We start from the raw sequence: 23,714 nt of genomic DNA, 5'->3' as shown, positions 1-23,714 counted from the left end.
GCGACGCCGATCATTGCCATCGCACCGCAAACGGCGCAAAGGCAAAGCCGCCGCGACATCGCCTTCGATGGGCCCAGCCATGAACTCCGTCCTCGCCGATCTCCCGACCACCATCTTCGAAGTGATGTCGCAGCTCGCCCGCGAGACCGGCGCGGTCAATCTCGGCCAGGGCTTTCCCGACGATCCCGGTCCGCCGGACGTGCGCGAGAAGGCGGCCGAGGCGGTGCTGTCCGGCTGGAACCAGTATCCGCCGATGATGGGCCTGCCGGACCTGCGCCGGGCGGTCGCCGCCCATTACCGGCGCTTCCAGGACCTCGACCTCGATGCCGAGCGCGAGGTGATGGTCACCTCGGGCGCGACGGAAGCCCTGGCCGGCGCGCTCATGGCCCTGATCGAGCCGGGCGACGAGGTGGTGCTGCTCCAGCCGATGTACGACGCCTATCTGCCGCTGGTGCGCCGCGCCGGCGGCGTGCCGCGCTTCGTCACGCTGGCGCCGCCGGACTGGCGGCTCAGCGAGGCGGCGCTGGCGCAGGCCTTCTCGCCGCGCACCCGGGCAGTGCTGTTCAACAACCCGCTCAACCCCTCGGCCTCGGTCTTTCCCGACGAGGATCTCGCCTTGCTGGCCCGCTTCTGCGAACGGCACGATGCCGTGGCGATCTGCGACGAGGTCTGGGAGCACGTGCTGTTCGACGGCCGCCGCCACCGGCCGCTGATCGGCCTGCCCGGCATGCGCGAGCGCACGGTCAAGATCGGCTCGGCCGGCAAGATCTTCTCGCTCACCGGCTGGAAAGTCGGCTTCGTCATGGCCGCGCCGGCGCTGATGCGCACCCTGGCCAAGGCCCATCAGTTCCTCACGTTCACCACGCCGCCGAACCTGCAGAGCGCGGTGGCCTATGGCCTCGGCAAGGACGACGCCTATTTCGAGGGCATGCGGCGGGAGCTGCAGCGCTCGCGCGACCATCTGGCCCACGGCCTGGCGGACGCCGGCTTCGCGGTGCTGCCGAGCGCCGGCACCTATTTCCTCAACGTCGATCTCGCCGCGAGCGGCTTCGGCGAGGACGACGTCGCCTTCTGCCGCCGCCTCGTCGCCGAGAACGGCGTCGCGGCGATTCCCGTCTCGGCCTTCTATGCCGAGGCGGCCGTCCGCTCGGTGGTGCGCCTGTGCTTCGCCAAGCGCCCGGAGACGCTGGATGCGGCGCTTGGCCGCATGACCAGTCTGCGCCGCTGAGCAGCGTCTCGTGGCTTTCGCCACGATTGATTTTGCATTTCCAATGCAAAATCAATGCTGCTCAGATTCCTGGATGCAAGCAGGTTCGGGAGAACCTGCTTGGGCGGTTCTCATTCCCAGGAGCGCTGGGCCCGCCGCGAGACGAAGGCGAGCGAGACGGCGGCGAGGCCGACGGCGGTGACCCACCAGCTCTGCCAGGTGCCGAGGCCGGCGAACATCATCACCACGGTGACGGCGCACACGGCGGTCGCCGCCGGCTGCGCCTTGGCGTCGACCCGGTCGATGGCGTGGAACACCACGCCGATGGCGACGGCCGCGAGCGCCACGCCGACCATGCCGAGCTCTAGCCAGACCTGCAGCGCCGCGTTGCGCGGCGAGCCGAGCACGACGCCGGTGGTGCCGCGCGCCAGCGCGCCGCTGGATTCGAAGCCGAAGCCCAGCAACAGGCGCGAAGGCAGGGAATAGGTGACGTCGCGCCAGGCTGCGACCAGGCTGTCGCCCTCGCGCGGCAGCAGGAACCCGCCGTAATTGGCCAGGAGCCAGCTCAGGAACGGCGCGAGCAGGAGCAGCGCCAGGGTGGCGGATCCCGCCGCGAGCACGCTGCTGCGCGGCCGCCAGATCGCCAGCAGGAAAAACAGCAGCCCGGCCAGGAAGGCGAAGACCACCACCAGGTTGTTCACCAGCCAGAGCGCCAGGGCGACGCTCGCCCCGAGCGCCAGCGCCTGCCAGTGGCGGTGCTTGGAGTTGAGCGAGCCGATGGCCGGCCAGGCGAGCAGGGCGAGCAGCATCGCCGCGCGCTGGCTCTCGAGGCTGTCCGAATCCGGCCCGATCAGGGCCGCGAAGGGCGAATGCGGCATGAACAGCGCCGCGAGCGCCACGGCGGCGATGGCGACGCCGATCGGGATCAGGTTCACGTCGCTGAGCTTGGCGCGGTCCTTGAGGCAGGCGACGGCGGCGGCGAACAGGGCGATGATCACCACCGAGCCGAGCAGCCGCGTGGAGGCCAGGCCCGGCCGCGGCGTCCACAGGATGGTGATGGCGGCCCACAGCACCAGCGCGGCCAGGGCCAGCGCCGGCGGCGCCACCAGCATGCGGCCGAAGCGGCCGAAGGCGGCGACCAGACGCCCGTCCAGCGCTGCCGCCAGGATCAGGAGCACGGTGGCGATCGGCACCAGCACGCTGATCGTCCGCCGCGACAGCATGGCCAGCACCGGGACGGCGACCACGAGCAGAAACAGCCCCAGCCGTGTCAGCAGACCTGACACCGCCAAGGCCGGATCGAGCGGGGCTTCATAGGCACGCCGTTCCATTGAGACATCGTTCCATAGCAAACCGGCCTTAGTTTGCTCGTCCGCCGCCCGCCGCGTAAATGGGAGAAAAGCCACACTGGCCAGCAAAAGCGCATGCCGGCCGCCGCTGTCGCGGCATTTTCTCATGCCGGACCGCGCGTTCCTGCCGGACGTCAGCCGCCGGCGTGGCGCAGCACTTCCAGGGCCAGCGCCTCCACTTCCTGGGCGCCCTTGCCGCCGGGTGCGATCTCCTGGACCGTGCTGCCCTCGCCCATGCTCTGGGCGAAGGCGACGCGGTTGCCGAGGCGCGCCTGCGCCGCCGCGCCCTCGGCCAGGACCGCCCGCACCATCTCGTCGGTGACGGCCGCGCGCGGCGGCACGCGATTGAGAATCAGCAGCGCGCGCCCCTTCTCCCGGGCGATCATGGCGAGGGTCGCCTTGGTCGCCCAGACGTCGACGGGCGTGGGCTGCACGGGCGTCGCCACGAGATCGGCGGCCTCGACCGCCGGGCCGGCTTCGAGGTCGGATTTCGGCGGCGTGTCGACCAGCACCACGTCGTGGTCGCGCGCCAGGCTGCGGGCCTCCCGCCGAGCGCCCCAGCCGCTGGCGGTGCGGAATTCCAGGCCCGTCCGCCCCTCGCCGAGCCGGTGCTCGCGCTTCTCGAACCATTCGCCGAGGCTGCCCTGCGGGTCGACGTCGAGCAGGGCGACCCGGCGCCCCTGCAGCGCATAGGCCACGGCGAGGTGGGCGGCGATGGTGGTCTTGCCCGAGCCGCCCTTCTGCTGGGCGATGGTGATGATGAGGCCGGACATTCGGTGTCTTCCTGGCCGCGGCGGGGCTCTGCAGACCGTCCGAGCTCCGCCCACGGGGTGGACTCGGACAGTCTGCAGACTGTCCGAGTCTCGGCCGAGTCCCGCGGGCCGGAACCGTGTTCGGATCCGCGAGGCTCTGCCGAGTGCGCCGCCGCATAGTTGCATCGCAGCAACGCTGCCGCAATTGCGAATTGCCCGCCATGCACCGGCGCCCATTGCGTGGCGGCGCGGCTTCGGCCACATCGGCGCCATGCGCGCCTTCGACCATGCCCTGCCCATCGACGACGTCCTCGCCGACCTCACGGCGGCGCTACAGTCCGGCCCCAACGCCGTCCTGGTCGCCCCGCCCGGCGCCGGCAAGACCACCCGGGTGCCTCTGGTGCTGATGGACGAGCCCTGGGCGGACGGTCGCAGGATCCTGGTGCTGGAGCCGCGGCGCCTGGCGGCGCGCGCCGCTGCCGCCCGCATGGCGGCGACGCTGGGCGAGCGCGTCGGCGAAACGGTCGGCCTGCGCGTGCGGCTCGAATCGCGCGTCTCCGCCCGGACCCGCGTCGAGGTGATCACCGAGGGCGTGTTCTCCCGCATGATCCTCGATGACCCCGGCCTCGACGGCGTCGCTGCCGTGCTGTTCGACGAGTTCCACGAGCGCTCGCTCGATGCCGACCAGGGCCTCGCCTTCGCCCTGGATGCCCAGGCGGGCCTGCGCGAGGACCTGCGCCTCCTGCCGATGTCCGCCACCCTCGACGGCGCGCGCGTCGCGGCGCTGCTCGGGCAGGCGCCGGTAGTCGAGAGCCTGGGGCGGGCCTTTCCGGTGGAGACGCGCCATCGAGGCCGCGATCCGCGCCGGCGGATCGAGGAGGAAGTGGCGGACGCGGTGCTGCGGGCCCTCGTCGAAGAGGCCGGCTCCGTCCTGGTCTTCCTGCCGGGGCAGGGGGAGATCCTGCGCTGCGAGCGCCTCCTCGCCGAGCGCATCCGCGATCCCGCCGTCGACATCGCACCGCTCTACGGCGCCATGGAGGGGCGCGAGCAGGACCGTGCCGTGGCGCCGGCGCCGGCCGGCCGGCGCAAGGTCGTGCTGGCGACATCGATCGCGGAGACCAGCCTCACCATCGAGGGCGTGCGCGTGGTGGTCGATTCCGGCCTGGCGCGGGTGCCGCGCTACGAGCCCGACATCGGCATCACCCGGCTCGAGACCGTCCGCGTGTCGCGGGCGGCGGCCGACCAGCGGCGCGGCCGCGCCGGCCGCACCGAGCCGGGCGTGTGCTACCGCCTGTGGGAGGAGGCGGCGACCGGCGCGCTCGAGCCCTTCGCCAAGCCGGAGATCCTGGCGGCCGACCTCAGCCCGCTCATGATCGACTGCGCCGCCTGGGGCGTGCCCGACCCGCTGCGCCTGCGCTGGCTCGACCCGCCGCCGGGCCCCGCCCTCGCCGAGGCGCGCGCCCTGCTGCGCGACATCGAGGCGATCGACGGCGACGGCCGGCTCACCGAGGCGGGCCGGCGGCTCTCCGCCCTCGCCCTGCCGCCGCGCCTCGCCCGCATGGTCGTCGCGGCGGCCGCGGCCGGGGAGGGCGACCTCGCCGCCGATATCGCCGCGGTGCTGGCCGAGCGCGGGCTCGGGGGCGAGGGCACCGACCTCGCCGAGCGGGTCGAGCGCTTCCGCCGCGACCGCGGCAAGCGGGCCGAGGACATGCGCCGCCTCGCCGCCGGCTGGCTGAGGGCCGCCGGCGGCCGGCGCGGCGCGACCGATCCGGCGCGCAGCGGCGCCGTGCTGGCGCTCGCCTATCCCGACCGGGTCGCCGCGGCGCGCGGACGGCCCGGGGCCTTCACCATGGAGAACGGCCGCGGCGCCGGCCTCGAGCCGCACGACCGCCTGGCGCGCGAGCCCTTCCTGGTCGTCGCCGAGGTGGCCGGCTCGGCGCAGGCCGCCCGCATCCTGCTCGCCGCGCCGATCGCCGCCGGCGAGATCGAGGCGCTGCCCGGCCTGGTCTCGGCGACCGAGACGCTGTTCGACGAGGCCTCGGCCGGCCTGCGCGCCCGCTCGGTGACGCGCTATCGGCGCCTGGTGCTGGCCGAGCGCACCGCGCCTCTCGCCCTCGACGCGGAGGCCGCGGCGATGCTCGCCGCCGGCATCGCCCGGCTCGGCATCGCCCGCCTGCCCTGGACGCGGGCACAGGACCAGCTGCGCGAGCGGGCAGCCTTCCTCCGCGCCGCCGAAGGAGAGGACTGGCCCGATCTCTCCGATGCCGCCCTGGCTGCCGGCGCCCGGGACTGGCTGGCGCCGCACCTTCTCGGGCGCCGCAGCCTGGCGGATATCCGCGCCGACGATCTGGACGGCGCCCTGGCCACGCTGCTGCCCTGGTCGCTGCGCCGCCGGCTCGACGCCGAGGCGCCGACCCATTTCGAGGCGCCGACCGGCTCGAATTTCGCCATCGACTACGGCGCCGAGGGCGGGCCGGCGGTCTCCGTGCGCGTGCAGGAGCTGTTCGGCCTCGCCCGCCACCCCGCCATCGCCGGCGGCACGGTGGCGCTGACGCTGCACCTGCTGTCGCCGGCACACCGGCCGGTGCAGGTGACGCGCGACCTGCCCGGCTTCTGGAAGGGGTCCTATGCCGCGGTCAGGACCGAGATGAAGGGGCGCTACCCCAAGCATCCCTGGCCGGAGGATCCGCTCGCTGCGGCGCCGACCACGCGGGCCAAGCCGCGCGGGACGTGAGGGACGCCCATGCCGTCGAAATGCGGGGCGCCGGCGCGGCGTCCGATTGACTTCCCGGCCGTCTTCCCGCATAAGCCCGGCGAATTCGGCGCCGCCCTCTGGGTTCGGTCGCGCCCGGTGCATTTTGCCCGCGGCGCGGTTTTCGTGTTCGAGGGCCTCGATTCCCCATGCAGGATTTCCGAACTGCGCCCACGGGCAGGCTCGGGAATTTTGCGGACCATCAACACTCGCCGGAGGGCGTGGATCGAGGCGAAGATCCCACGCCCTACGGCCTGCAACTCGATCGCCCGGCATCCGGCCGCGAATGCGGAGACAGTCCCGTGAAACGCACCTACCAACCCTCCAAGCTCGTCCGCAAGCGCCGCCACGGCTTCCGCGCCCGTCTTGCGACCAAGGGCGGCCGCAAGGTCCTCGCGTCCCGGCGTGCGCAGGGGCGCAAGCGCCTGTCGGCCTGAGGAGGGCGGGCATCCCCCCGTTCCTCCGATGCAGCGACTGCGCAAACGCCAGGATTTCCTTCGGGTCCGTGACGGCCGCAAGGCGAACGCCGCGACGCTGACCTTGCAGGCCCGTGCCCGGCCCGAGCCGGTCGGCGAGGCGGCGGCCGGCTTCACCGTCACCAAGAAGAATGGTGGCGCAGTGGAGCGTAACCGCATCCGCCGGCGTCTGCGCGAGGCCCTGCGGCGGATCGGCGCCCTTCACGGGCGCGAGGGCTATGACTATGTGGTGGTCGGGCGGCAGAGCGCCCTCGACGCGCCTTTCGCGACGATCCTGAACGACTTGACCACGGCGTTCGGCCGTGTGCACTCGGACCGCTCCGGCGGCCGCGGCGCGCGGCGACCGGCCGACGAGGCTGCACCATGAACGGCGAGAACAAGGTCGACAACAAGAACATGCTGCTGGCGATCGTCCTGTCGGCGATCGTGCTGATCGGCTGGCAGTATTTCGTCGGCCTGCCGCAGATGCAGCGCCAGCACGAGGCGGCGCAGCAGGCCGCCCAGCAGCAGACGCAGCAATCCGCCGAGGTCAAGCCCGGCCAGGCGCCGGCCATTCCCGGCAGCGCTCCGGCCGCCACCGCCAATCTCACCCGTGCCGAGGTCGTCGCCTCGACGCCGCGCGTTTCGATCGACACGCCGCGCTATCTCGGCTCGATCAATCTCAAGGGCGGGCGCATCGACGATCTGGCGCTGCGCACCTACCACGAGACCATCGATCCCAAGTCGCCCAATATCGTGCTCCTGTCGCCGTCGGGCTCGCCGATCCGTCCGGCCAACCATCACGACATCCTGGAGAACCAGGGCCCCTACTACGCCGATTTCGGCTGGGTGGCCCAGCCCGGCTCGGCGGTGAAGACGCCCGCCGCCGACACGGTCTGGACGGCGAAGTCGAGCGGTCCGCTCACCCCGACCTCGCCCACGGTGCTCGAATGGGACAACGGGGCCGGCCTCCTCTTCCACCGCACCATCGCCGTCGACGACAGTCAGATGTTCACCGTCACCGACGCGGTGGAGAACAAGGGGGCGGCAGCCGTTCAGCTCTCGCCCTATGCGCTGATTTCACGCCACGGCACGCCGGCGGTCGCCGGCTACTACATCCTGCACGAGGGCTTGATCGGCTTCCTCGGTGAAAACCGGTTGCAGGAGTACAAGTACAGCGCCTTCGACAAGGAAGGAACCGATCAGACGTGGAAGGGGGTCAAGGCCGGCTGGCTTGGCTTTACCGACAAATATTGGGCGACGGCGCTCATTCCCGACCAGTCTGCCGTCTATACCGGCGAGTTCACGTCGTCGCACGGCCAGGGCGTCAAGACCTATCAGACCGATATCCTGTTCGAGTCCAAGACCGTGGCGCCGGGCGCCAGCGCTGAGGTCTCCACCCGGCTCTTCTCGGGCGCCAAGGAAGTCGCCCTCATCGACGGCTATGAGAAATCGATCGGAGCCGATCGCTTCGATCTCCTGATCGACTGGGGCTGGTTCTATTACATCACGAAGAACCTGTTCATCGTGATCGACTGGCTGTACCATTTTACCGGCAATTTCGGCATCTCGATCCTGATCGTCACGCTGCTCCTGAAGCTGCTGTTCTTCCCCCTCGCCAACAAGTCCTACGAGTCGATGGCGAAGATGAAGAAGGTGCAGCCGGAGATGACCGCCATCCGCGAGCGCTTCGCCGACGACAAGATGAAGCAGCAGCAGGCGATGATGGAGCTCTACAAGCGCGAGCGCATCAACCCGGTCTCCGGCTGCGTGCCGGTGCTGCTGCAGATCCCGGTGTTCTTCGCGCTCTACAAGGTGCTGTTCATCACCATCGAGATGCGCCACCAGCCCTTCTTCGGCTGGATCCACGACCTTTCGGCGCCCGATCCGACCACGATCTTCAACCTGTTCGGCCTGATCCCCTGGTCGCCGCCGCTGTTCCTGATGCTCGGCGCCTGGCCGCTCATCATGGGCGTCACCATGTTCCTGCAGATGCAGCTCAACCCGGCGCCGGCCGATCCGGTCCAGGCCTCGCTGTTCCGCTGGATGCCGCTGATCTTCACCTTCATGCTCGGCTCGTTCCCGGTCGGCCTGGTCATCTACTGGACCTGGAACAACACGCTGACGATCCTGCAGCAGAGCCTGATCATGAAGAAGAACGGCGTGAAGATCGAATTGTGGGACAACCTCAAGGGGCTCTTCGTCAAGAAAGCCAAGGCCTGACGACGACATGAGTGAAACGACCGCGCCCGCCTTCGCCGAAGCCGGGCGCCGCCTGTTCGCCGCGCCGTGGGACTTCGCCTGGGCGGCCGCGAGCCTCGACGGCCTGCCGCCGGCCGAGGGCGTCGAGATCGCCCTCGCCGGGCGCTCCAATGTCGGCAAGTCCAGCCTGATCAACGCCCTGACCGGCCGCAACGCCCTCGCGCGCACCTCCCACACGCCGGGACGGACGCAGGAGCTGATCTTCTTCGCATCCACCGGCAGCCTGCGCATGGTCGACATGCCCGGCTACGGCTACGCCAAGGTCGCGGACAAGAAGGTGAAGGCCTGGACCCGGCTGATCCACGACTATCTCAGGGGACGGGTCAACCTCGCCCGCGTCTTCGTGCTGGTGGATGCCCGCCATGGCCTCAAGGCCACGGACGACGCCGTGCTCAAGACCCTCGACGAGGCCGCCGTCGTCTACCAGATCGTGCTGACCAAGGTCGACGAGGTGAAGCCGGCCGACCTCGCCGCGCGCATCGCCGACACGGCGCAGCGCATCGCCCGCCGCCCGGCGGCCTTTCCCGAGGTGCTGGCCACGTCCAGCCGCACCGGCTTCGGCATGGAGACGCTGCGCGCCACCATCGCGCAGCTCTCGGCCGAGCGGGGCGGGGCATGAGGCCGGACCGCGCCCTCGCCGCCGTCGCCGCTTTGTTCGGCGCGGCCGGCATCGGCCTCCTCGCCCTCGCCGCCCATGGCAAATGGCCGACCATCGACTATGCCGCGATCATGGCGCTCGCCCACGCCCCGGCGCTGCTGGCGCTCGCCGCGGCGCGACGTGCCGGCCTGCTGCATCCGGCGCTCGCGCTGACGGCGGCCGTGCTCCTGGTCCTGGCCGTCGCCCTGTTCTCGGGCGACGTGACGCTCAACGCCCTCACCGGAGGCCATCTCTTCCCGATGGCTGCACCCACCGGCGGTTCGCTCGCCATCGGCGCCTGGCTGCTGCTCGCCGTCGCGGCGCTCCTCCCCGTTCCCCGGCCCTGACGCGCATGACGGGCGATCGCCGCCTCGCCGCCGCCGTCCTCGCCCTGCTCCTGGGATGCGGACCGGCCGCGGCCGACGGCGCCAAGCCCGCCGAACCGGCCTTGCCCGAGCCGGCACCCGATTCCGTCCTGGCTTTCGTCCGGGCCCATCCCGACTGCCTGGAGATCACCGACGCCTGCATGGTCTGCCGCATCGAGCAGGGCGAGGCGCACTGCTCCACCCCGGGCATCGCCTGCATCAAGAGCGCGCTGGCCTGCTCCAGGAGCAGACCGTCGAGCCAGCCGCCGCCCTGAAGCGTTGGACGGCCCCAGGGGCTGCGGGACGGGCGTCGGGCGTATCCGGTGTGCGCCATGACACGTCGCGTGCGGTGATGCCGGCTATGCTCGCGAGCCGCGCCTTTCCATGGCGTGCCGGTCCGGCCTAAGGTCGGACGATCGGAGGCCCGTCATGAGACCGCACCTCGCCGCCATCATGGTGCTCGGACTTTGCGCCTGCTTCGGCGCTGCGGCGCCCGTCATGGCCAAGAACCTCGCGGTCGTCGTCGGCAACAACGCCTATCAGGAGGTGCCGCCGCTGCAGGCCGCCGTCGACGATGCCCGCGCCATGAGCGACGGCCTGAGGCGTGCCGGCTTCACGGTCGAGCTGGTGGAGAACGGCACCAAGCGCCAGATCAGCCGGGCCCTGGCGACGGTCGAGGGCGAGATCGAGCCGGGCGACACGGTGGTGTTCCACTATTCCGGCCACGGCTTCGAGATCGATGGCCAGAACTGGCTGCTGCCGGTGGACGTGCCCGCGGCGCGCGAGGGCGAGTCGGGGCTGGTGAAGGACGAATCCTTCAACGCCGCCGACATCATCGACCGCTTCCGGGCCAAGGGCGCCGGCACGGTGGTCGCCATCCTCGACGCCTGCCGCAACAATCCTTTCGCCCGCTCCGGCACGCGCGGCCTCGGCGGCACCCGCGGCCTCGCCCGCATGGACGCGGAGGGCGGCGTCTTCATCATGTTCTCGGCCGGCTCCAAGCAGGAGGCGCTCGACAAGCTGTCGTCCGACGACCCGGAGAAGACCTCGGTGTTCGTCCGCAGCTTCCTGCCGCTGCTCGGTCGCCAGGACCTGTCCCTGATCGATATGGCCAAGGAGACCCAGGAGAAGGTGCGGGCGCTCGCCCGCAGTGTCGGGCACGACCAGGTGCCGGCCTATTACGACGGCATCGTCGGCCGCGTCACCCTGACCGGCGCCTTGCCGGTGGCCCGTCCGGAGGCGCCCAGGCCCGCGGCGTCGGCGACGCCGGGCCGCAGCGCGGCTTCGGAGGATATTTTCTGGCAATCGATCCAGGCGAGCTCCGATCCCGCCATGTTCGAGGCCTATCTGGCGCAGGTCGACGCCGGGGCTTTCACGGGAACCTACAAGGCGCTGGCCGCGATCAAGCTGGCGGCGCTGCGTCCCAAGCCCGGCGCGTCGCCGCCTCCGCCGCCCGCGCCGACCCAGGAGGCGAGCCTGACGCCGCCGCAGCCGGTGGCGCGGCCGGCAGCCCAGGGCGCAACGTCGCCGGAGATCGAGGCCTGCGATCGCGCCGCCGCCGACCGGCGCGATCCCGACAAGCCGGCCGCGATCGCCGGCGTCGAGCTCGACATGGTCACGGCCCAGGCCGCGATTGCCGCCTGCAGCAAGGCCGTGGTCCTGGCCAAGCCGCCGCGCCGCGCGTTCTACGAGCTCGCCAATGCCTATGAGAAGGCGGGCAGCGCCGATCGTGCCGCGACCTTCTACGACAAGGCCGTTGCGCTCGGGCATCCGCTGGCGCTGTACCACGAGGCGGATCGCTATCTCGCCGGGCGCGGCGTCGCCAGGAGCGGGCCGATGGCGATGTCGCTCTTCCTGAGGGCGGCCGATGCCGGCTTCCTGCCGGCCCTCGTGCGCGTCGCCTCGATGTATGCCAACGGGCAGGGAGCCGACCGCGACTACCGCAAGGCCGCCGGCCTCTACCAGCTGGCCGTCACGGCCGGCGAGCCGAGCGTCTACGCCGAATACGGCCTGCTCTATCTCTACGGACGCGGCGTCGCCAGGGACAAGCGCAAGGCCTGCGAGCTGTTCACCGAGGGGGCCTCGCACGGCGACCCGGCCGCCGCCGCCAGTCTCCGGTCGTTCTGCCAGCCCGGCTGAGCCCTGACCGCCTCAGCCGGGCTGAGCCACGACCGCCTGTTGCCGAGGTTACAGGGGCGCCGCGGGCGGCTTGAGGCCGGTGCGGCGGCGACCTATCGTTGCGACACGGGACTGCCTCTGGGGTGCATCATGCCGGCCAAACTCGTCGCCATCCTTCTGTCCGTCGTGCCGGTCGTGATCGGCGTGCCCGCGCCGGCGAATGCGGCCGACGGCGCCGGCACGCTCGTCCGGGTCGCGCAAGCCGCGCCGGCGGCGGAGGACATTTTCTGGCAGACCATCCAGAACAGCACCGACCCGGCCATGTTCGAAGCCTATCTCGATCAGGTCCAGAAGGGCACGTTCCCCGGCACCTACAAGGCCCTGGCCGAAATCAAGATCAAATCCCTGCGCGCCGCCGCGCCGCCGCCACCCGCCCCCGAGACGGCTGCACCCCAGTCGCCCCCCGTCGAGCCGGCCGGGCCCCAGCCGGTGCAGCAGCCGTCGCGGGACGTTCCGGTGCAGCCGAAGGCCGCCTCCTCGGCCGATCTCGAAGCCTGCGATCGTGCGGCGGCCGATCCCAGGGACAAGCAGAAGCCCGACAATCTGCCCGGCGTCGAGTACAACAGCATCAACACCTTCGCGGCGATCGCCGCCTGCCGCAAGGTGGCGGAGACGTCGGATGCTCCGGCCCGCGTCTTCCATCAGCTGGCGCGCTCCTACGACAAGGCCGGCAACGTCAAGGACGCCGTCACCGCCTATGGCGAGGCGGTCAAGCGCGGCCACTCCAAGGCCGCCTACAATCTTGCCACGATCTTCGTCACCGGCCCGGGCGGCATGAAGAAGGACTACGGCATGGCCTTCACCCTGTACGAGCAGTCCAAGGCCGAGGTCCCGAATTCCCTGACCGGCCTGGGCTTGCTCTACCAGTTCGGCCGCGGCATCCGGCGCGACCTCAAGACGGCCATGGACTATTACCAACAGGCCATCGATGCCGGCGATCCCAACGGCTATGCCAAGCTCGGCAACATGACCTATGACGGCATCGGCATGCGGCGAAACCGCGACAAGGCCTGCAGCCTCTGGCAGGAGGGCGCGACGCGTGGCGATCCCGACTCCGGCGGGCAGCTGAAGCGGTTCTGCAAGGTCCGCTGAAGCGGCGGTGGATGGCCGGCGCCGCTGCGATCGAAGCCGTTGCAACGCCGGCCCGGGCCGGTTCATGCTGAGCGCAAGCCGATGCGGCATGGGCGTCGGCCCTCGGGGCCGGGTGCGCCGCGGCGGCTGGACCGGGGTGCCCCGGCCGGCCCGTCGGGCCGGGAAGACAGTGACGAATGACCGCCATGCCCGCTCCGATCCTGCGCATCGCCACGCTCAACACCTTCCTCCTCGCCAGGCCCGGCGTGCGCTTCCACGACCAGGAGCCCTATTCCCTCGCCGAGCACGAGGCCAAGACGGCCTGGATCGGCGGCATGATCGAGCGGGCCTGCGCCGATCTCGTCGGCTTCCAGGAAGTGTTCCACGAGGAGGCCCTGCGCATCGCCGTCGGCAAGTCCGAGCGGTTCCGCGGCGCCTTCGTCGCCGCGCCCGGCGCGGACGACGACGGTCCCAAGACCGCGGACGGCGCGCTGAACGCGCCGCGCCTCGGGCTCGCCAGCCGCCTGCCGGTGATGCGCATGGAGGCGATCGCCACCTTCCCGCCCGAGCTCGACGACCGCTTCGTCGCCCGCCGCGACGAGGCCGGCAGCCAGGTCGCCGTGGCGACCGGCCTGCGCTTCTTCGAGCGGCCGGTGCTGCGCGCCGAGGTGGCGCTGCCCGGCGGCATCGTGCTCACCGTCTATGTCGTGCATCTCAAATCGAAGCGGCCGATCGTCCTCGACGGCGAGGACCCGCGCAACCCGGCCGTCCGCGCCGCGGCCGTGCTGCGGGCGCTGGTGCAGCGCGGCGCCGAGGCTGCGGCGCTGCGCCTCATGCTCACCCGCGACATGGCCGAGCGCGGGCCGGTCCCCAAGCCGGTCATGGTGCTGGGCGACCTCAATGACGGGCTGGAGAGCGTCACCACCAGCCTGGTGCGCGGCGAGGAGCCGCTGCCCGAGAGCCTCAAGGCGCTGATGGCCGACCCGCAGGACTGGAGCCGCAGGAATCGCCGCCTGTGGGACCTGCACCTCTATTCCGCCGCGGACATGCAGTCCGGCCACATGAAGGGCGCGACCCTCTACACCCACATCCATTTCGGCGACTATCAGGTGCTGGACCACATCCTGCTGAGCCAGGACTTCTATCCGCGCAACCCGAACCGTATCGGCGAGATGCGCTATCTCCAGCTCTACAACGACCACGTCGTCGACATGCACATGAGCGACCTGCGCAGCGGCGACCGGACGATGTCCGACCACGGCATGCCCGTGGCCGAGATCGCGCTGCTGCGCGCGTCCTGAGAGGCCGGCAAGCCCGCCGGGGGCGTTGGCCCCCGGCCTGTGCTTGCCGCTCCGGCCGGGCGCGGCGCCCCCGGCTCGCCGAGGGCGGTTGCCCTCGGCTTGGCTTGTCGCTCCCGCCGGGCGCAGCGCGCCAGGCGGGAGCCGGTCAGTTCTGCACCAGCGCCGTGATGCGGCGGATGGTGACGCGCCGGTTCTCCTGCTCCGGATCCGGCGTCTGCACCTTGAGGTAGCGGGCTCCGAGGCCGGCGGTGGTCAGGTTGTCGGGCGAGATCTGATAGTACTCGGTCAGCGCCTGCTTCACCGCCTCGGCCCGCTGGCGCGACAGCACCAGATTGGAGGCATCGCTCCCGACTGCGTCGGTGTGCCCCTCGATCAGGAACACCTCGTTCGGGTGCGCGGCGACGATCTTTTCCAGGATCCGGCCGATGCGGTCGAGATTGGCGATCTCCTCTTCGCTGACCACTGCCTGGTTGAAGCCGAAATGGATCGTGTCGAGCTCGACGCTCGGGATCGACTGACGGATCTCGGGTCGCGTCAGCACGGTTTCCGGCTGCGCCATCAGCACCTGGCGCGGATAGCGCTGGGGCAGGGGCCGCAGCGGCCGGGCGATCAGCTGCTCCTCGATCGCGCTGTCGTCGACCTCCGCCGCCCAGATGGTCTGGATCGGCGGCCGCGAGGGCATCGGCGGCCTGAGGTCGACGTCGATGTCGACGTCGAGCTGGCGGTTGTCGCGAGCCCAGCGCAGATCGTCCAGGCGCTGGCGCCGGTCCTCCATCATGCGGCGACGCAATTCCTCGCGGTCGGCCAGGAGATAGCGCTGGAAATAGGCGCGGTCGGCGTCGCCGTAGCGCGGATCGTTCACGGCGTCGCGATAGACCAAGATGCGCCGGTTGAGCGTCCGCTCGTCGAGCCCGGCCGGAGGCCGGCGATCGGCGATGATGCCGGGGATGTCCTGCAGCGTGGGCTGCAGCACCACCAGCGGCGGCGGCATGCGCGGCGGCCGGCCGGCGCCCTGCGGCGGATTCGGCTGGCCCGGCACCGCGGTCTCCTGCTCGGCCACGCGCAGGCGCAGCGTCTGGCTGTCGGCGCTCAGGCGCTGGCGCAGCCGGCGCTGCGTCTCCGGCGAGAGGTTCCCGGCGGAGAGCGCGTCGCGGTACAGGCTGAGACGACCGCGCAGCGCCTGGTTCGAGAGGCCCGTGGCCGGCGCATTGTCCACGAGCAGGGCGGCGGCCTGGCGCTCGGCATTGGGATCGACGCGCGGGTTGGTCACCACCGGATTGGGTTGTCCCGCCGGCGGCTGGCCTGGGGCGGGCTCGGCCACGACGGGCGGCGTGCCCGGAATCGGCAGGCCGGGCTTCGGCAGGCCTGGCGTTGGGACTTGGCCGGCCTGGTCCGGCTGCTGGCCGTTCACGCGGCGGGCCCGGCGGGCGAGAATCTCCTGGCCGCTGGCCTTGATGGTCTCGCGCAGCTGCGCCCGCGTCTGGGCCGGCAGGCTCTTGTCGTTGGCCCGGGCGCGGGCCGCCTGCAGGCGGGCGCGCAGCTCCGCGTCGGTGAGCTGGTCGAGCGGGCGGTTGTCGCCGAGGACATCGACGCCGCCGGCGGCCGGCGCAGGCGGGGTTTCCGGCTGGGCCTGCTCGACCGGTGCGGGCTTGGTCTCCGGCCGCGCCTGGTCGCCGGGCCGGGGGCTCGGGGGACCGCCCGGCTGGGGCTGATCCGGCGCGCCGGCCTGGTCGGGCTTGCGGCGCGGCTTGCCCGGCTGGTTGTCGCCCTGGTCGAGCGGCTGCGGCGGTTGCGGCTGGGCCGCTTCGTCCGGTTGGCGAGGCTTGCGCGGCTTCACCGGCGTCTCCGCCGGCGGATTGGCGCCCTGGTCGACCGGCGGGGGCGATGCCGGCTGGGCGGTCTCGTCGGGCTGGCGCGGCTTGCGGGGCTTCACGGGCGTCTCGGCCGGCTGCGCGCCCTGGTCGACCGGCTGCGCCGGCGTCTCGGCGGCATCCTGGGGCTTGCGCGGCTTGCGGGGCTTTGCCGGCGTCTCGGCCGGCTGCGCGCCCTGGTCGACCGGCTGCGGCGCGGGCGCCTCGGCGGCGTCCTGGGGTTTGCGGGGCTTGCGCGGTTTCGCGGTGTCGGGCTCGCCGCCCTGGTCGGCCGGCTGCGGCGCGGGCGCCTCGGTGGCGTCCTGGGGCTTGCGCGGCTTGCGGGGCTTCGCCGGCGTCTCGGCCGGCTGCGCGCCCTGGTCGGCCTGCTGGGGCTCGGCCGCGTCCTGGGGCTTGCGCGGCTTGCGCGGCTTGGCCGTGTCGGGCTCGCCGCCCTGCTCGGCCTGCCGGGCGTCCCGCATCTCCTGCAGCTTCTGGCGGCGCTTGGCCAGGGCATCGTCCGGATTGGCCTCGGCGGGGGCCGGAGCGGCTTGCGCCATCACCAGCGGCAGGGCCGGAGCCTGCTGCGCCGCGGCGATCGCGGCCGGAGAGGCCGTGAGCGCCAGCGCGCCGGCGAGGCCGATGAGATAGGTCTTGAGGGGCATGCAGTGCTCCTGTTTGGGTCGGCGGGAATCAACCCGCCTGCTGCTGAACCGAACCTGAACACGTGGCGCGCGCATGACGCAAGGCAAGGTCTGGCCCGTCCAGCACTGTGGAAACGGCCGGCGAATCGGGCCGGTTCCGGCCGGCTCTTGCATCGACGCCGGAAAAGCCTATATTCCGCCTCGTCCGATAAGGACATCTCATAGACGATCCTTGATCGTACCGTTGAGAGTGGGTTCCGGTCGGGGCCCGCTCTTTTTGTTTTGCGGGGTCTTCCTTGGCTGAAGCCGACAGCGACATCGCCCGGCCCACGTTCGCGCCCGACGCGCTGGACGAGCCGCGGCTGCTCACCGAGACCGGCGCCGCCGCGCGCGTCGCCGTCATCGCCGAGCGCACCATCCTGCCGATGGGCTTTCGCCTGGTGCGGGTGCGTATCAACGGCAACAATGGCTGCACGGTGCAGATCATGGCCGAACGGCCCGACGGCACGATGACGGTCGACGATTGCGAAGCGGTGAGCAAGGCGCTCTCCCCGGTGCTCGACCTCGACGACCCGATCGGCCGCGCCTATCACCTGGAGGTCTCCTCGGCCGGCATCGACCGGCCGCTGGTGCGGGCCTCCGACTTCCAGCGCTGGGCCGGCCACGAGGCCAAGATCGACATGACGCTGATCGTCGCCGGCCGCCGCCGCTTCCGCGGCACGCTGCTCGGCGCCGACGGGGTCAAGGCCCGGCTGCGCCGCTCCGACGCCCAGGCCGGCGAGGCCCTCGACGTGGAGCTGCGCATCGCCGACATGAGCGAGGCCCATCTGGTGCTGACCGATGCGCTCATCACCGAGTCGCTGCGCCGGGCCAAGGCCGCGTCGAAGGCGCTGGCCGCGGACCTCGAGGCGGCCGAAGCCGACGACGCCCCGGACGAGGTGCCGGCCAAGGCCCCGAAGCAACGCTGAAATTTAAGATTCTGATTCGCCCGAGAGGAAACGACCATGGCCGTCAGCGCGAACCGTCTTGAACTCCTGCAGATCGCCGACGCGGTTGCCCGTGAGAAGGTGATCGACCGCCAGATCGTGCTCGCCGCCATGGAGGACGCCATCCAGAAGGCGGCCCGGTCGCGCTATGGCCAGGAGACCGAGGTCCGGGCCGAGATCAACCCCAAGACCGGCGAGATCCGCCTGTCGCGCCTGCTCGAGGTGGTCGAGCAGATCGAGAACGACGCCACGCAGATCCTCCTGGAGGACGCCCGCCGCAAGAACCCGGCCGCCCAGCTCGGCGACTGGATCGCCGAGACGCTGCCGCCCTTCGACTTCGGCCGCATCGCGGCGCAGTCGGCCAAGCAGGTGATCGTGCAGAAGGTGCGCGAGGCCGAGCGCGACCGTCAGTACGACGAGTTCAAGGACCGGGTCGGCTCCATCGTCAACGGCCTGGTCAAGCGCGTCGAGTACGGCAACGTCGTCGTCGACCTCGGCCGGGGCGAGGCCATCATCCGCCGCGACGAATTGCTGCCGCGCGAGGTGTTCCGGCCGGGCGACCGCATCCGCGCCTATCTCTTCGACGTGCGCCGCGAGCAGCGCGGCCCGCAGGTGTTCCTGTCGCGCACCCATCCCCAGTTCATGGCCAAGCTGTTCGAGCAGGAGGTGCCGGAGATCTATGACGGCATCATCGAGGTGAAGGCCGTCGCCCGCGATCCCGGCTCCCGCGCCAAGATCGCCGTCATCAGCCGCGATTCCTCCATCGATCCCGTGGGCGCCTGCGTCGGCATGCGCGGCTCGCGCGTGCAGGCGGTGGTCGGCGAGCTGCAGGGCGAGAAGGTCGACATCATCCCCTGGTCGCCCGACGTCGCAGCCTTCATCGTCAACGCGCTGCAGCCGGCCGAGGTCTCCAAGGTGGTGCTCGACGAGGACTCCGAGAAGATCGAGGTGGTCGTGCCCGAGGCGCAGCTCTCCCTCGCCATCGGCCGCCGCGGCCAGAACGTGCGCCTGGCTTCCCAGCTCACCGGCTGGGACATCGACATCCTCACCGAGGCCGAGGAGAGCGAGCGCCGCCAGAAGGAGTTCGTCGCCCGCACCCAGACCTTCATGCAGGCCCTCAACGTCGACGAGGTCGTCGGCCAGCTCCTGGCCTCCGAGGGCTTCCGCACCGTCGAGGAAGTGGCCTATGTCGACGCCTCCGACGTCGCCTCGATCGAGGGTTTCGACGAGGACACGGCGGCGGAGATCCAGACCCGCGCCCGCGGCTATCTCGCCCGCATCGAGGCCGAGCTCGACGAGAAGCGCCGGGCGCTCGGCGTCGAGGACGATCTCAAGGGCGTGGAGGGCGTCACGACGGCCATGCTGGTGGCCCTCGGCGAGAACGACGTCAAGTCGGTCGAGGACCTCGCCGGCTGCGCCACCGACGACCTCGTCGGCTGGAGCGAGCGCAAGGACGGCGAGCTGACCAAGCATCCCGGCTATCTCGACAGCTTCGAACTGTCGCGCGAGGAGGCGGAAGCCATCATCGTCGCCGCCCGCGTCAAGGCCGGATGGATCGAGCCGCCGGCGGCGCCCGCCGAGGCGGCTGCCGAGAGCGGGGCCGAGGCTGGAGCCGAAGCCGTCGAAGCCGCCGGGCACGGAGCATGAGCCACCATGCCCGCCAGCCACGCCGGGGATATCGCTGACGATCGGCGGGCGCTGGAGCGCCTGTGCGTCGCCACGCGCCTGGTCCGGCCGGTGGCGGAGCTGATCCGATTCGTCGCCTCGGCCGAGGGCGTGCTGACGCCCGACCTGAAGCGCCGGCTCCCCGGCCGGGGCGTCTGGGTCACCGCCTCGCGCGCCGCCTTCGGCGAGGCCGTGCGCAAAAAGGCCTTTGCCCGTGCCCTCAAGCGGCCGGTCGCGGTGCCCGACGGCCTCGGCGCCACCATCGAGGCGTTGCTCGAGCGCCGTGCCCTGGAGATGCTCAGTCTCGCCAACAAGGCCGGCCTCGTCGTCGCCGGCTTCGCCAAGGTGATGGAGCGGGTCCAGGCCGGCCGGGCGACGGCGGTGATTCAGGCCGCCGAAGGCGCTCCGGACGGGGCGAGAAAGCTTGCGTCGGCGGCGCATCGCGCCTATTTGGGTGGCGGCGCTCCTGTCTTCATCACGAATTTTCGGTCCAGCCAATTGGATTTGGCATTGGGGCGGACAAATGTGATACATGCAGCGCTCGGCGCGGGTCCGGCTTCGGCAGGATTTCTGGATCGCGCCGCGGCGCTCGCCTTCTGGCGTGATGGAGGTCTTGCTTCGGCGGGGCCTGCTCCGGACCCGGAGCCACCGTCGCACGCTGACGACGAACCCTTCACGGACGCTGACCGCCCGGCGACGGACGGCGAACACGCTGGTTTGGACGGAGACCGGGGCGACCCCCCAGGATTTGGCACTGAATGACTGATACGAAGAACCCGGGCGATACGCTGACCGTTACGCCCAGCAAGACCTTGACGCTGAAGCGCCCGTCGAGCGCGCCCGACATCGTGCGCCAGAACTTTTCGCACGGCCGCACCAAGGCCGTCGTGGTGGAGACGGTGAAGAGCCGTCGGCCAGGTCCGATCCCGAGCTCCCCGCCGCCGGCACCCCCGGTCCAGGCGCGCCCGCCGGCGCCGCCCGTTCCGCCGCGTCCGGCCGCGCCGCCGCCGCAGGCCGCTGCCCCGCGGCCGGCGCCGGCGGCTCCGGCCGCAGCGCCCGTTCCGCCGCGTCCGCCCGTGGCCCCCCAGCCCGCCGCGCCGGCGCCCCAGCCGGCCGCCGCACCGGCACAGGCACCGCAGCCCGTCGCGGCCGCGCCCCAGCCTGCCGCGCCCGTGGCACGGGCTCCCGCCCCGACCCCGCCTGCGCCGCCGCCCGCCGCGCCGGTCCAGCCGGTGCCGCCGCCGCGCCCGGCCGTGGCCGCTGCTCCGCCGGCCGCACCTGTACCCACCCCCGCACCCGCGCCCGCGCCGGTCCGTGCAGCCGCCCCGGCGGCGGCGCCCGCCCGCCCGGCGGCACCCCAGCCGGCCCCGCGCCAGCCGACGGGTTCGCCCGGCGGCCAGCGCTCCGGCGCTCCGCAGGGCCAGCGCCCGTCGCGTCCCGGCATGGTGCTGCGCACCCTGTCTGAGGATGAGAAGGACGCCCGCACCCGCGCCCTTGCCGATGCCCGCGTCCGCGAGGCGGAGGACCGCAAGCGCGCGGCCGAGGATGCCGAGCGTCGCGCCGCCGAGGACGCCCGCCGCGAGGCCGAGCGCCTGGCGGCCGAGGCGCGCAAGCGCGAGGAGGACGAGCGTCACCGCCGCGAGGAGGAGACCCGCCGCCGCGGCGAGGAGGAAGCGCGCCGCCGTCTCGGCGATGCGCCGGCTCCCGCCCGCGAGGCACCGGCGGAGCGCCGCGACGGTCCGCCTCCAGAGCGCCGTCCGGCCGGCCCGAGGGAGCGGGATGGTGCGCCCTTCGGCGACCGTCGTCCCAGCGGTCCGCGCGAGGGCGGCGCCCCTCGCCCCAGCGGCCCACGCGAGGGCGCCCCGTTCGGCGACCGTCGTCCCAGCGGTCCGCGCGAAGGCGGCGCTCCGTTCGGTGACCGTCGTCCCAGCGGCCCCCGCGAAGGCGGCGCTCCGTTCGGCGACCGTCGTCCCAGCGGTCCGCGTGAAGGCGGCGCCCCGTTCGGCGACCGCCGCCCCGGCGGCGGCGGCGGCGGTGGTGGTGGCTTCAACCGCGGCGCTCCCGCCGGCTTCGGCGCGTCGGAATCGCCCGTCGGCGCTCCGCCGACGCGCAGCGTCGGTCCGAGCCGCGCCCGCGCGGTCACGGAGGACGACGACCGCGGCCCCCGCCGCACCGGCGGCCCCGGTGGCCGCGGCGCGGCGCCGGTCAAGCGCGAGGCGACGCCGCGCGCCGGCGAGGTCAAGCAGCGCGGCCGCCTGACGGTCACCAGCGCTACCGGCGACAGCGACGAGCGCACCCGCTCGGTCGCCTCGTTCCGCCGGCGCACCCAGCGCATGAGCGGCCATCGCCAGGTGGAGCAGAAGGAGAAGCTGACGCGCGAGGTCGTGATCCCGGAGGCGATCACCATCCAGGAGCTCGCCAACCGCATGTCGGAGCGCGCCGTGGACGTCATCCGCCTGCTGATGAAGCAGGGCGAGATGAAGAAGATCAACGACGTGATCGACGCCGACACCGCGCAACTGATCGCCGAGGAGCTCGGCCACACCGTCAAGCGCGTCTCCGAAGCCGACGTCGAGGAAGGCCTCTATGGCGAGGCCGACATCGACGATCATCTGGAGCCGCGTCCGCCGGTCGTCACCATCATGGGCCATGTCGACCACGGCAAGACGTCGCTGCTCGACGCCATCCGCTCGGCCAATGTCGTCTCCGGCGAAGCCGGCGGCATCACCCAGCACATCGGCGCCTATCAGGTGGTCTCGCCGCTCGGCGGCAAGATCACCTTCATCGACACGCCCGGCCACGCCGCGTTCACCGCCATGCGCGCCCGCGGCGCCAAGGTGACGGACATCGTGGTGCTGGTGGTGGCGGCCGATGACGGCGTCATGCCGCAGACCGTGGAGGCCATCAATCACGCGGTCGCCGCCAAGGTGCCGCTGATCGTGGCGATCAACAAGATCGACAAGCCCGACGCCAAGCCGGAACGCGTGCGCACCGAGCTCCTCCAGCACAATGTGCAGGTGGAATCGATGGGCGGCGAGACGCTGGAGATCGAGGTCTCGGCCAAGCAGAAGACCAATCTCGACAAGCTGCTCGAGGCTATCCAGCTGCAGGCCGAGATCCTCAACCTGCAGGCCAACCCGGATCGCGCCGCCGAAGGCACGGTCATCGAAGCCAAGCTCGATCGCGGCCGCGGCCCGGTGGCCACGGTCCTGGTCCAGCGCGGCACGCTGCATCCCGGCGACATCGTCGTCGCCGGCGCCGAGTGGGGCCGCGTGCGCGCCCTGGTCAACGATGTCGGCGAGACCATCGCCGAGGCGAGGCCGTCGGTTCCGGTCGAGGTGCTCGGCTTCAACGGCACGCCGGAAGCGGGCGACCGCGTCGCGGTGGTCGAGAACGAGGCCCGCGCCCGCGAGATCACCGACTATCGCGAACGCCAGAAGCGCGAACGCACCGCCGCCCGCATGGGCGCCGGCCGCGGCACCCTGGCGGACATGATGTCGGCGCTGAAGTCCGGCTCCGGCGCCAAGGAGCTGCCGCTCGTCATCAAGGCCGACGTGCAGGGCTCGCTCGAAGCCATCGTCGGCGCGCTGGAGAAGGTCGGCAACGACGAGGTCAAGGCTCGCGTCATCCATTCGGGCGTCGGCGGCATCACCGAATCGGACATCACGCTGGCCGAGGCTTCGGGAGCGGCGGTCATCGGCTTCAACGTGCGCGCCCACAAGGAAGCGCGCGAGGCGGCCGAGCGTACCGGCACCGAGATCCGCTACTACAATATCATCTACGATCTCGTGGACGATATGAAGGGCGTGCTCTCCGGCCTGCTGGCGCCGACCCTGCGCGAAGCCTTCCTCGGCAATGCCCAGATCCTGGAGGTGTTCAACATCTCCAAGGTCGGCAAGGTCGCGGGCTGCCGCGTCACCGATGGCCGCGTCGAGCGCGGGGCGAGCGTCCGCCTCATCCGCGACAACGTGGTGGTGCACGAGGGCAAGCTCTCGACGCTCAAGCGCTTCAAGGACGAGGTCAAGGAAGTTCAGGTCGGCCAGGAATGCGGCATGGCCTTCGAGAACTACCAGGACATGCGCGCCGGCGACGTGATCGAGTGCTACCGGGTGGAAGAGGTCAAGCGCACGCTCTGACGCGTCCGGCCGGACCGGGGCAGGTTCTCCCGAGCCTGCCGACATTTTGAGGGTCCGGGCGTCGTGGCGAGAGCCACGCGGGGTGCCCGGGCCGGCGCCGATGC

The 23,714-nt window shown here is 71.8% G+C and carries 18 protein-coding genes; 15 read left to right on the top strand and 3 right to left on the bottom strand.

Features of this window, described 5'->3' with window-relative positions; all coding sequences use genetic code 11:
- Positions 1 to 79: 79 nt before the first annotated feature.
- Positions 80 to 1,228, top strand: a complete 1,149-nt coding sequence (locus tag QO011_RS27780) for an aminotransferase (RefSeq protein ID WP_307279527.1) — start codon at positions 80 to 82, stop codon at positions 1,226 to 1,228.
- A gap of 110 nt (positions 1,229 to 1,338) precedes the next feature.
- Here QO011_RS27780 and QO011_RS27775 read toward each other — a convergent pair whose 3' ends face one another.
- Positions 1,339 to 2,538 (bottom strand): hypothetical protein, encoded by a 1,200-nt coding sequence (locus tag QO011_RS27775; protein WP_307279525.1) that lies wholly within the window; start codon positions 2,536 to 2,538, stop codon positions 1,339 to 1,341.
- A gap of 152 nt (positions 2,539 to 2,690) precedes the next feature.
- Positions 2,691 to 3,329: a ParA family partition ATPase gene (gene parA / locus QO011_RS27770; protein WP_307279522.1), complete on the bottom strand. Its 639-nt coding sequence runs from the start codon at positions 3,327 to 3,329 to the stop codon at positions 2,691 to 2,693.
- Positions 3,330 to 3,579: 250 nt separating this feature from the next.
- Between parA and hrpB the strand changes: the two genes are divergently transcribed.
- The 10 genes from hrpB to QO011_RS27720 all read left to right on the top strand — a co-directional run bounded on the left by hrpB (position 3,580) and on the right by QO011_RS27720 (position 14,329).
- Positions 3,580 to 6,042: an ATP-dependent helicase HrpB gene (gene hrpB / locus QO011_RS27765; protein ID WP_307279521.1), complete on the top strand. Its 2,463-nt coding sequence runs from the start codon at positions 3,580 to 3,582 to the stop codon at positions 6,040 to 6,042.
- A gap of 320 nt (positions 6,043 to 6,362) precedes the next feature.
- Complete coding sequence (rpmH, locus tag QO011_RS27760) at positions 6,363 to 6,497, top strand: 50S ribosomal protein L34 (protein ID WP_307279519.1); 135 nt, start codon at positions 6,363 to 6,365, stop codon at positions 6,495 to 6,497.
- Between the two features lie 28 nt (positions 6,498 to 6,525).
- Positions 6,526 to 6,903, top strand: a complete 378-nt coding sequence (gene rnpA / locus QO011_RS27755) for a ribonuclease P protein component (RefSeq protein ID WP_307279516.1) — start codon at positions 6,526 to 6,528, stop codon at positions 6,901 to 6,903.
- On the top strand, positions 6,900 to 8,738 hold the full coding sequence (gene yidC, locus QO011_RS27750) for a membrane protein insertase YidC (protein ID WP_307279513.1): 1,839 nt from the start codon (positions 6,900 to 6,902) through the stop codon (positions 8,736 to 8,738). Before rnpA ends, yidC begins: the two co-directional genes overlap by 4 nt.
- Positions 8,739 to 8,745: 7 nt before the next feature.
- Positions 8,746 to 9,396 (top strand): ribosome biogenesis GTP-binding protein YihA/YsxC, encoded by a 651-nt coding sequence (gene yihA / locus QO011_RS27745; RefSeq protein ID WP_307279510.1) that lies wholly within the window; start codon positions 8,746 to 8,748, stop codon positions 9,394 to 9,396.
- Positions 9,393 to 9,761, top strand: a complete 369-nt coding sequence (locus tag QO011_RS27740) for a DUF423 domain-containing protein (RefSeq protein ID WP_307279509.1) — start codon at positions 9,393 to 9,395, stop codon at positions 9,759 to 9,761. Before yihA ends, QO011_RS27740 begins: the two co-directional genes overlap by 4 nt.
- A gap of 5 nt (positions 9,762 to 9,766) precedes the next feature.
- Positions 9,767 to 10,054: a hypothetical protein gene (locus tag QO011_RS27735; protein WP_307279506.1), complete on the top strand. Its 288-nt coding sequence runs from the start codon at positions 9,767 to 9,769 to the stop codon at positions 10,052 to 10,054.
- 154 nt (positions 10,055 to 10,208) lie between these two features.
- On the top strand, positions 10,209 to 11,918 hold the full coding sequence (locus QO011_RS27730) for a caspase family protein (RefSeq protein ID WP_307279504.1): 1,710 nt from the start codon (positions 10,209 to 10,211) through the stop codon (positions 11,916 to 11,918).
- A 129-nt stretch (positions 11,919 to 12,047) separates the two neighbouring features.
- Positions 12,048 to 13,049 carry a tetratricopeptide repeat protein gene (locus tag QO011_RS27725; protein ID WP_307279501.1) on the top strand — a complete coding sequence of 334 codons (1,002 nt, stop codon included), beginning with the start codon at positions 12,048 to 12,050 and terminating at the stop codon, positions 13,047 to 13,049.
- A gap of 185 nt (positions 13,050 to 13,234) precedes the next feature.
- Complete coding sequence (locus QO011_RS27720; protein WP_307279498.1) at positions 13,235 to 14,329, top strand: endonuclease/exonuclease/phosphatase family protein; 1,095 nt, start codon at positions 13,235 to 13,237, stop codon at positions 14,327 to 14,329.
- Positions 14,330 to 14,474: 145 nt separating this feature from the next.
- On the opposite strand, the gene QO011_RS27715 is transcribed toward QO011_RS27720, so the two are convergent.
- Positions 14,475 to 16,844, bottom strand: a complete 2,370-nt coding sequence (locus tag QO011_RS27715; RefSeq protein WP_307279495.1) for an OmpA family protein — start codon at positions 16,842 to 16,844, stop codon at positions 14,475 to 14,477.
- A gap of 275 nt (positions 16,845 to 17,119) precedes the next feature.
- On the opposite strand from QO011_RS27715, the gene rimP reads away from it, so the two are divergent.
- Genes rimP through infB form a run of 4 tightly spaced genes read left to right on the top strand, consistent with a single transcriptional unit; the run spans position 17,120 to position 23,610 of the window.
- Positions 17,120 to 17,791 carry a ribosome maturation factor RimP gene (gene rimP, locus QO011_RS27710; RefSeq protein WP_307279492.1) on the top strand — a complete coding sequence of 224 codons (672 nt, stop codon included), beginning with the start codon at positions 17,120 to 17,122 and terminating at the stop codon, positions 17,789 to 17,791.
- A 36-nt stretch (positions 17,792 to 17,827) separates the two neighbouring features.
- Positions 17,828 to 19,456: a transcription termination factor NusA gene (nusA, locus tag QO011_RS27705; protein WP_307279490.1), complete on the top strand. Its 1,629-nt coding sequence runs from the start codon at positions 17,828 to 17,830 to the stop codon at positions 19,454 to 19,456.
- A gap of 6 nt (positions 19,457 to 19,462) precedes the next feature.
- Positions 19,463 to 20,236: an RNA-binding protein gene (locus tag QO011_RS27700; protein ID WP_307279487.1), complete on the top strand. Its 774-nt coding sequence runs from the start codon at positions 19,463 to 19,465 to the stop codon at positions 20,234 to 20,236.
- Positions 20,233 to 23,610: a translation initiation factor IF-2 gene (infB, locus tag QO011_RS27695; RefSeq protein ID WP_307279484.1), complete on the top strand. Its 3,378-nt coding sequence runs from the start codon at positions 20,233 to 20,235 to the stop codon at positions 23,608 to 23,610. The genes QO011_RS27700 and infB overlap by 4 nt, the downstream gene beginning before the upstream one ends.
- Positions 23,611 to 23,714 lie beyond the last annotated feature (104 nt).

This window comes from Labrys wisconsinensis (assembly GCF_030814995.1).
Taxonomy (GTDB): Bacteria; Pseudomonadota; Alphaproteobacteria; order Rhizobiales; family Labraceae; genus Labrys; species Labrys wisconsinensis.
The sequence above is the reverse complement of the archived record's forward strand: the minus strand, read 5'-3'. Positions and strand labels throughout refer to the sequence as shown.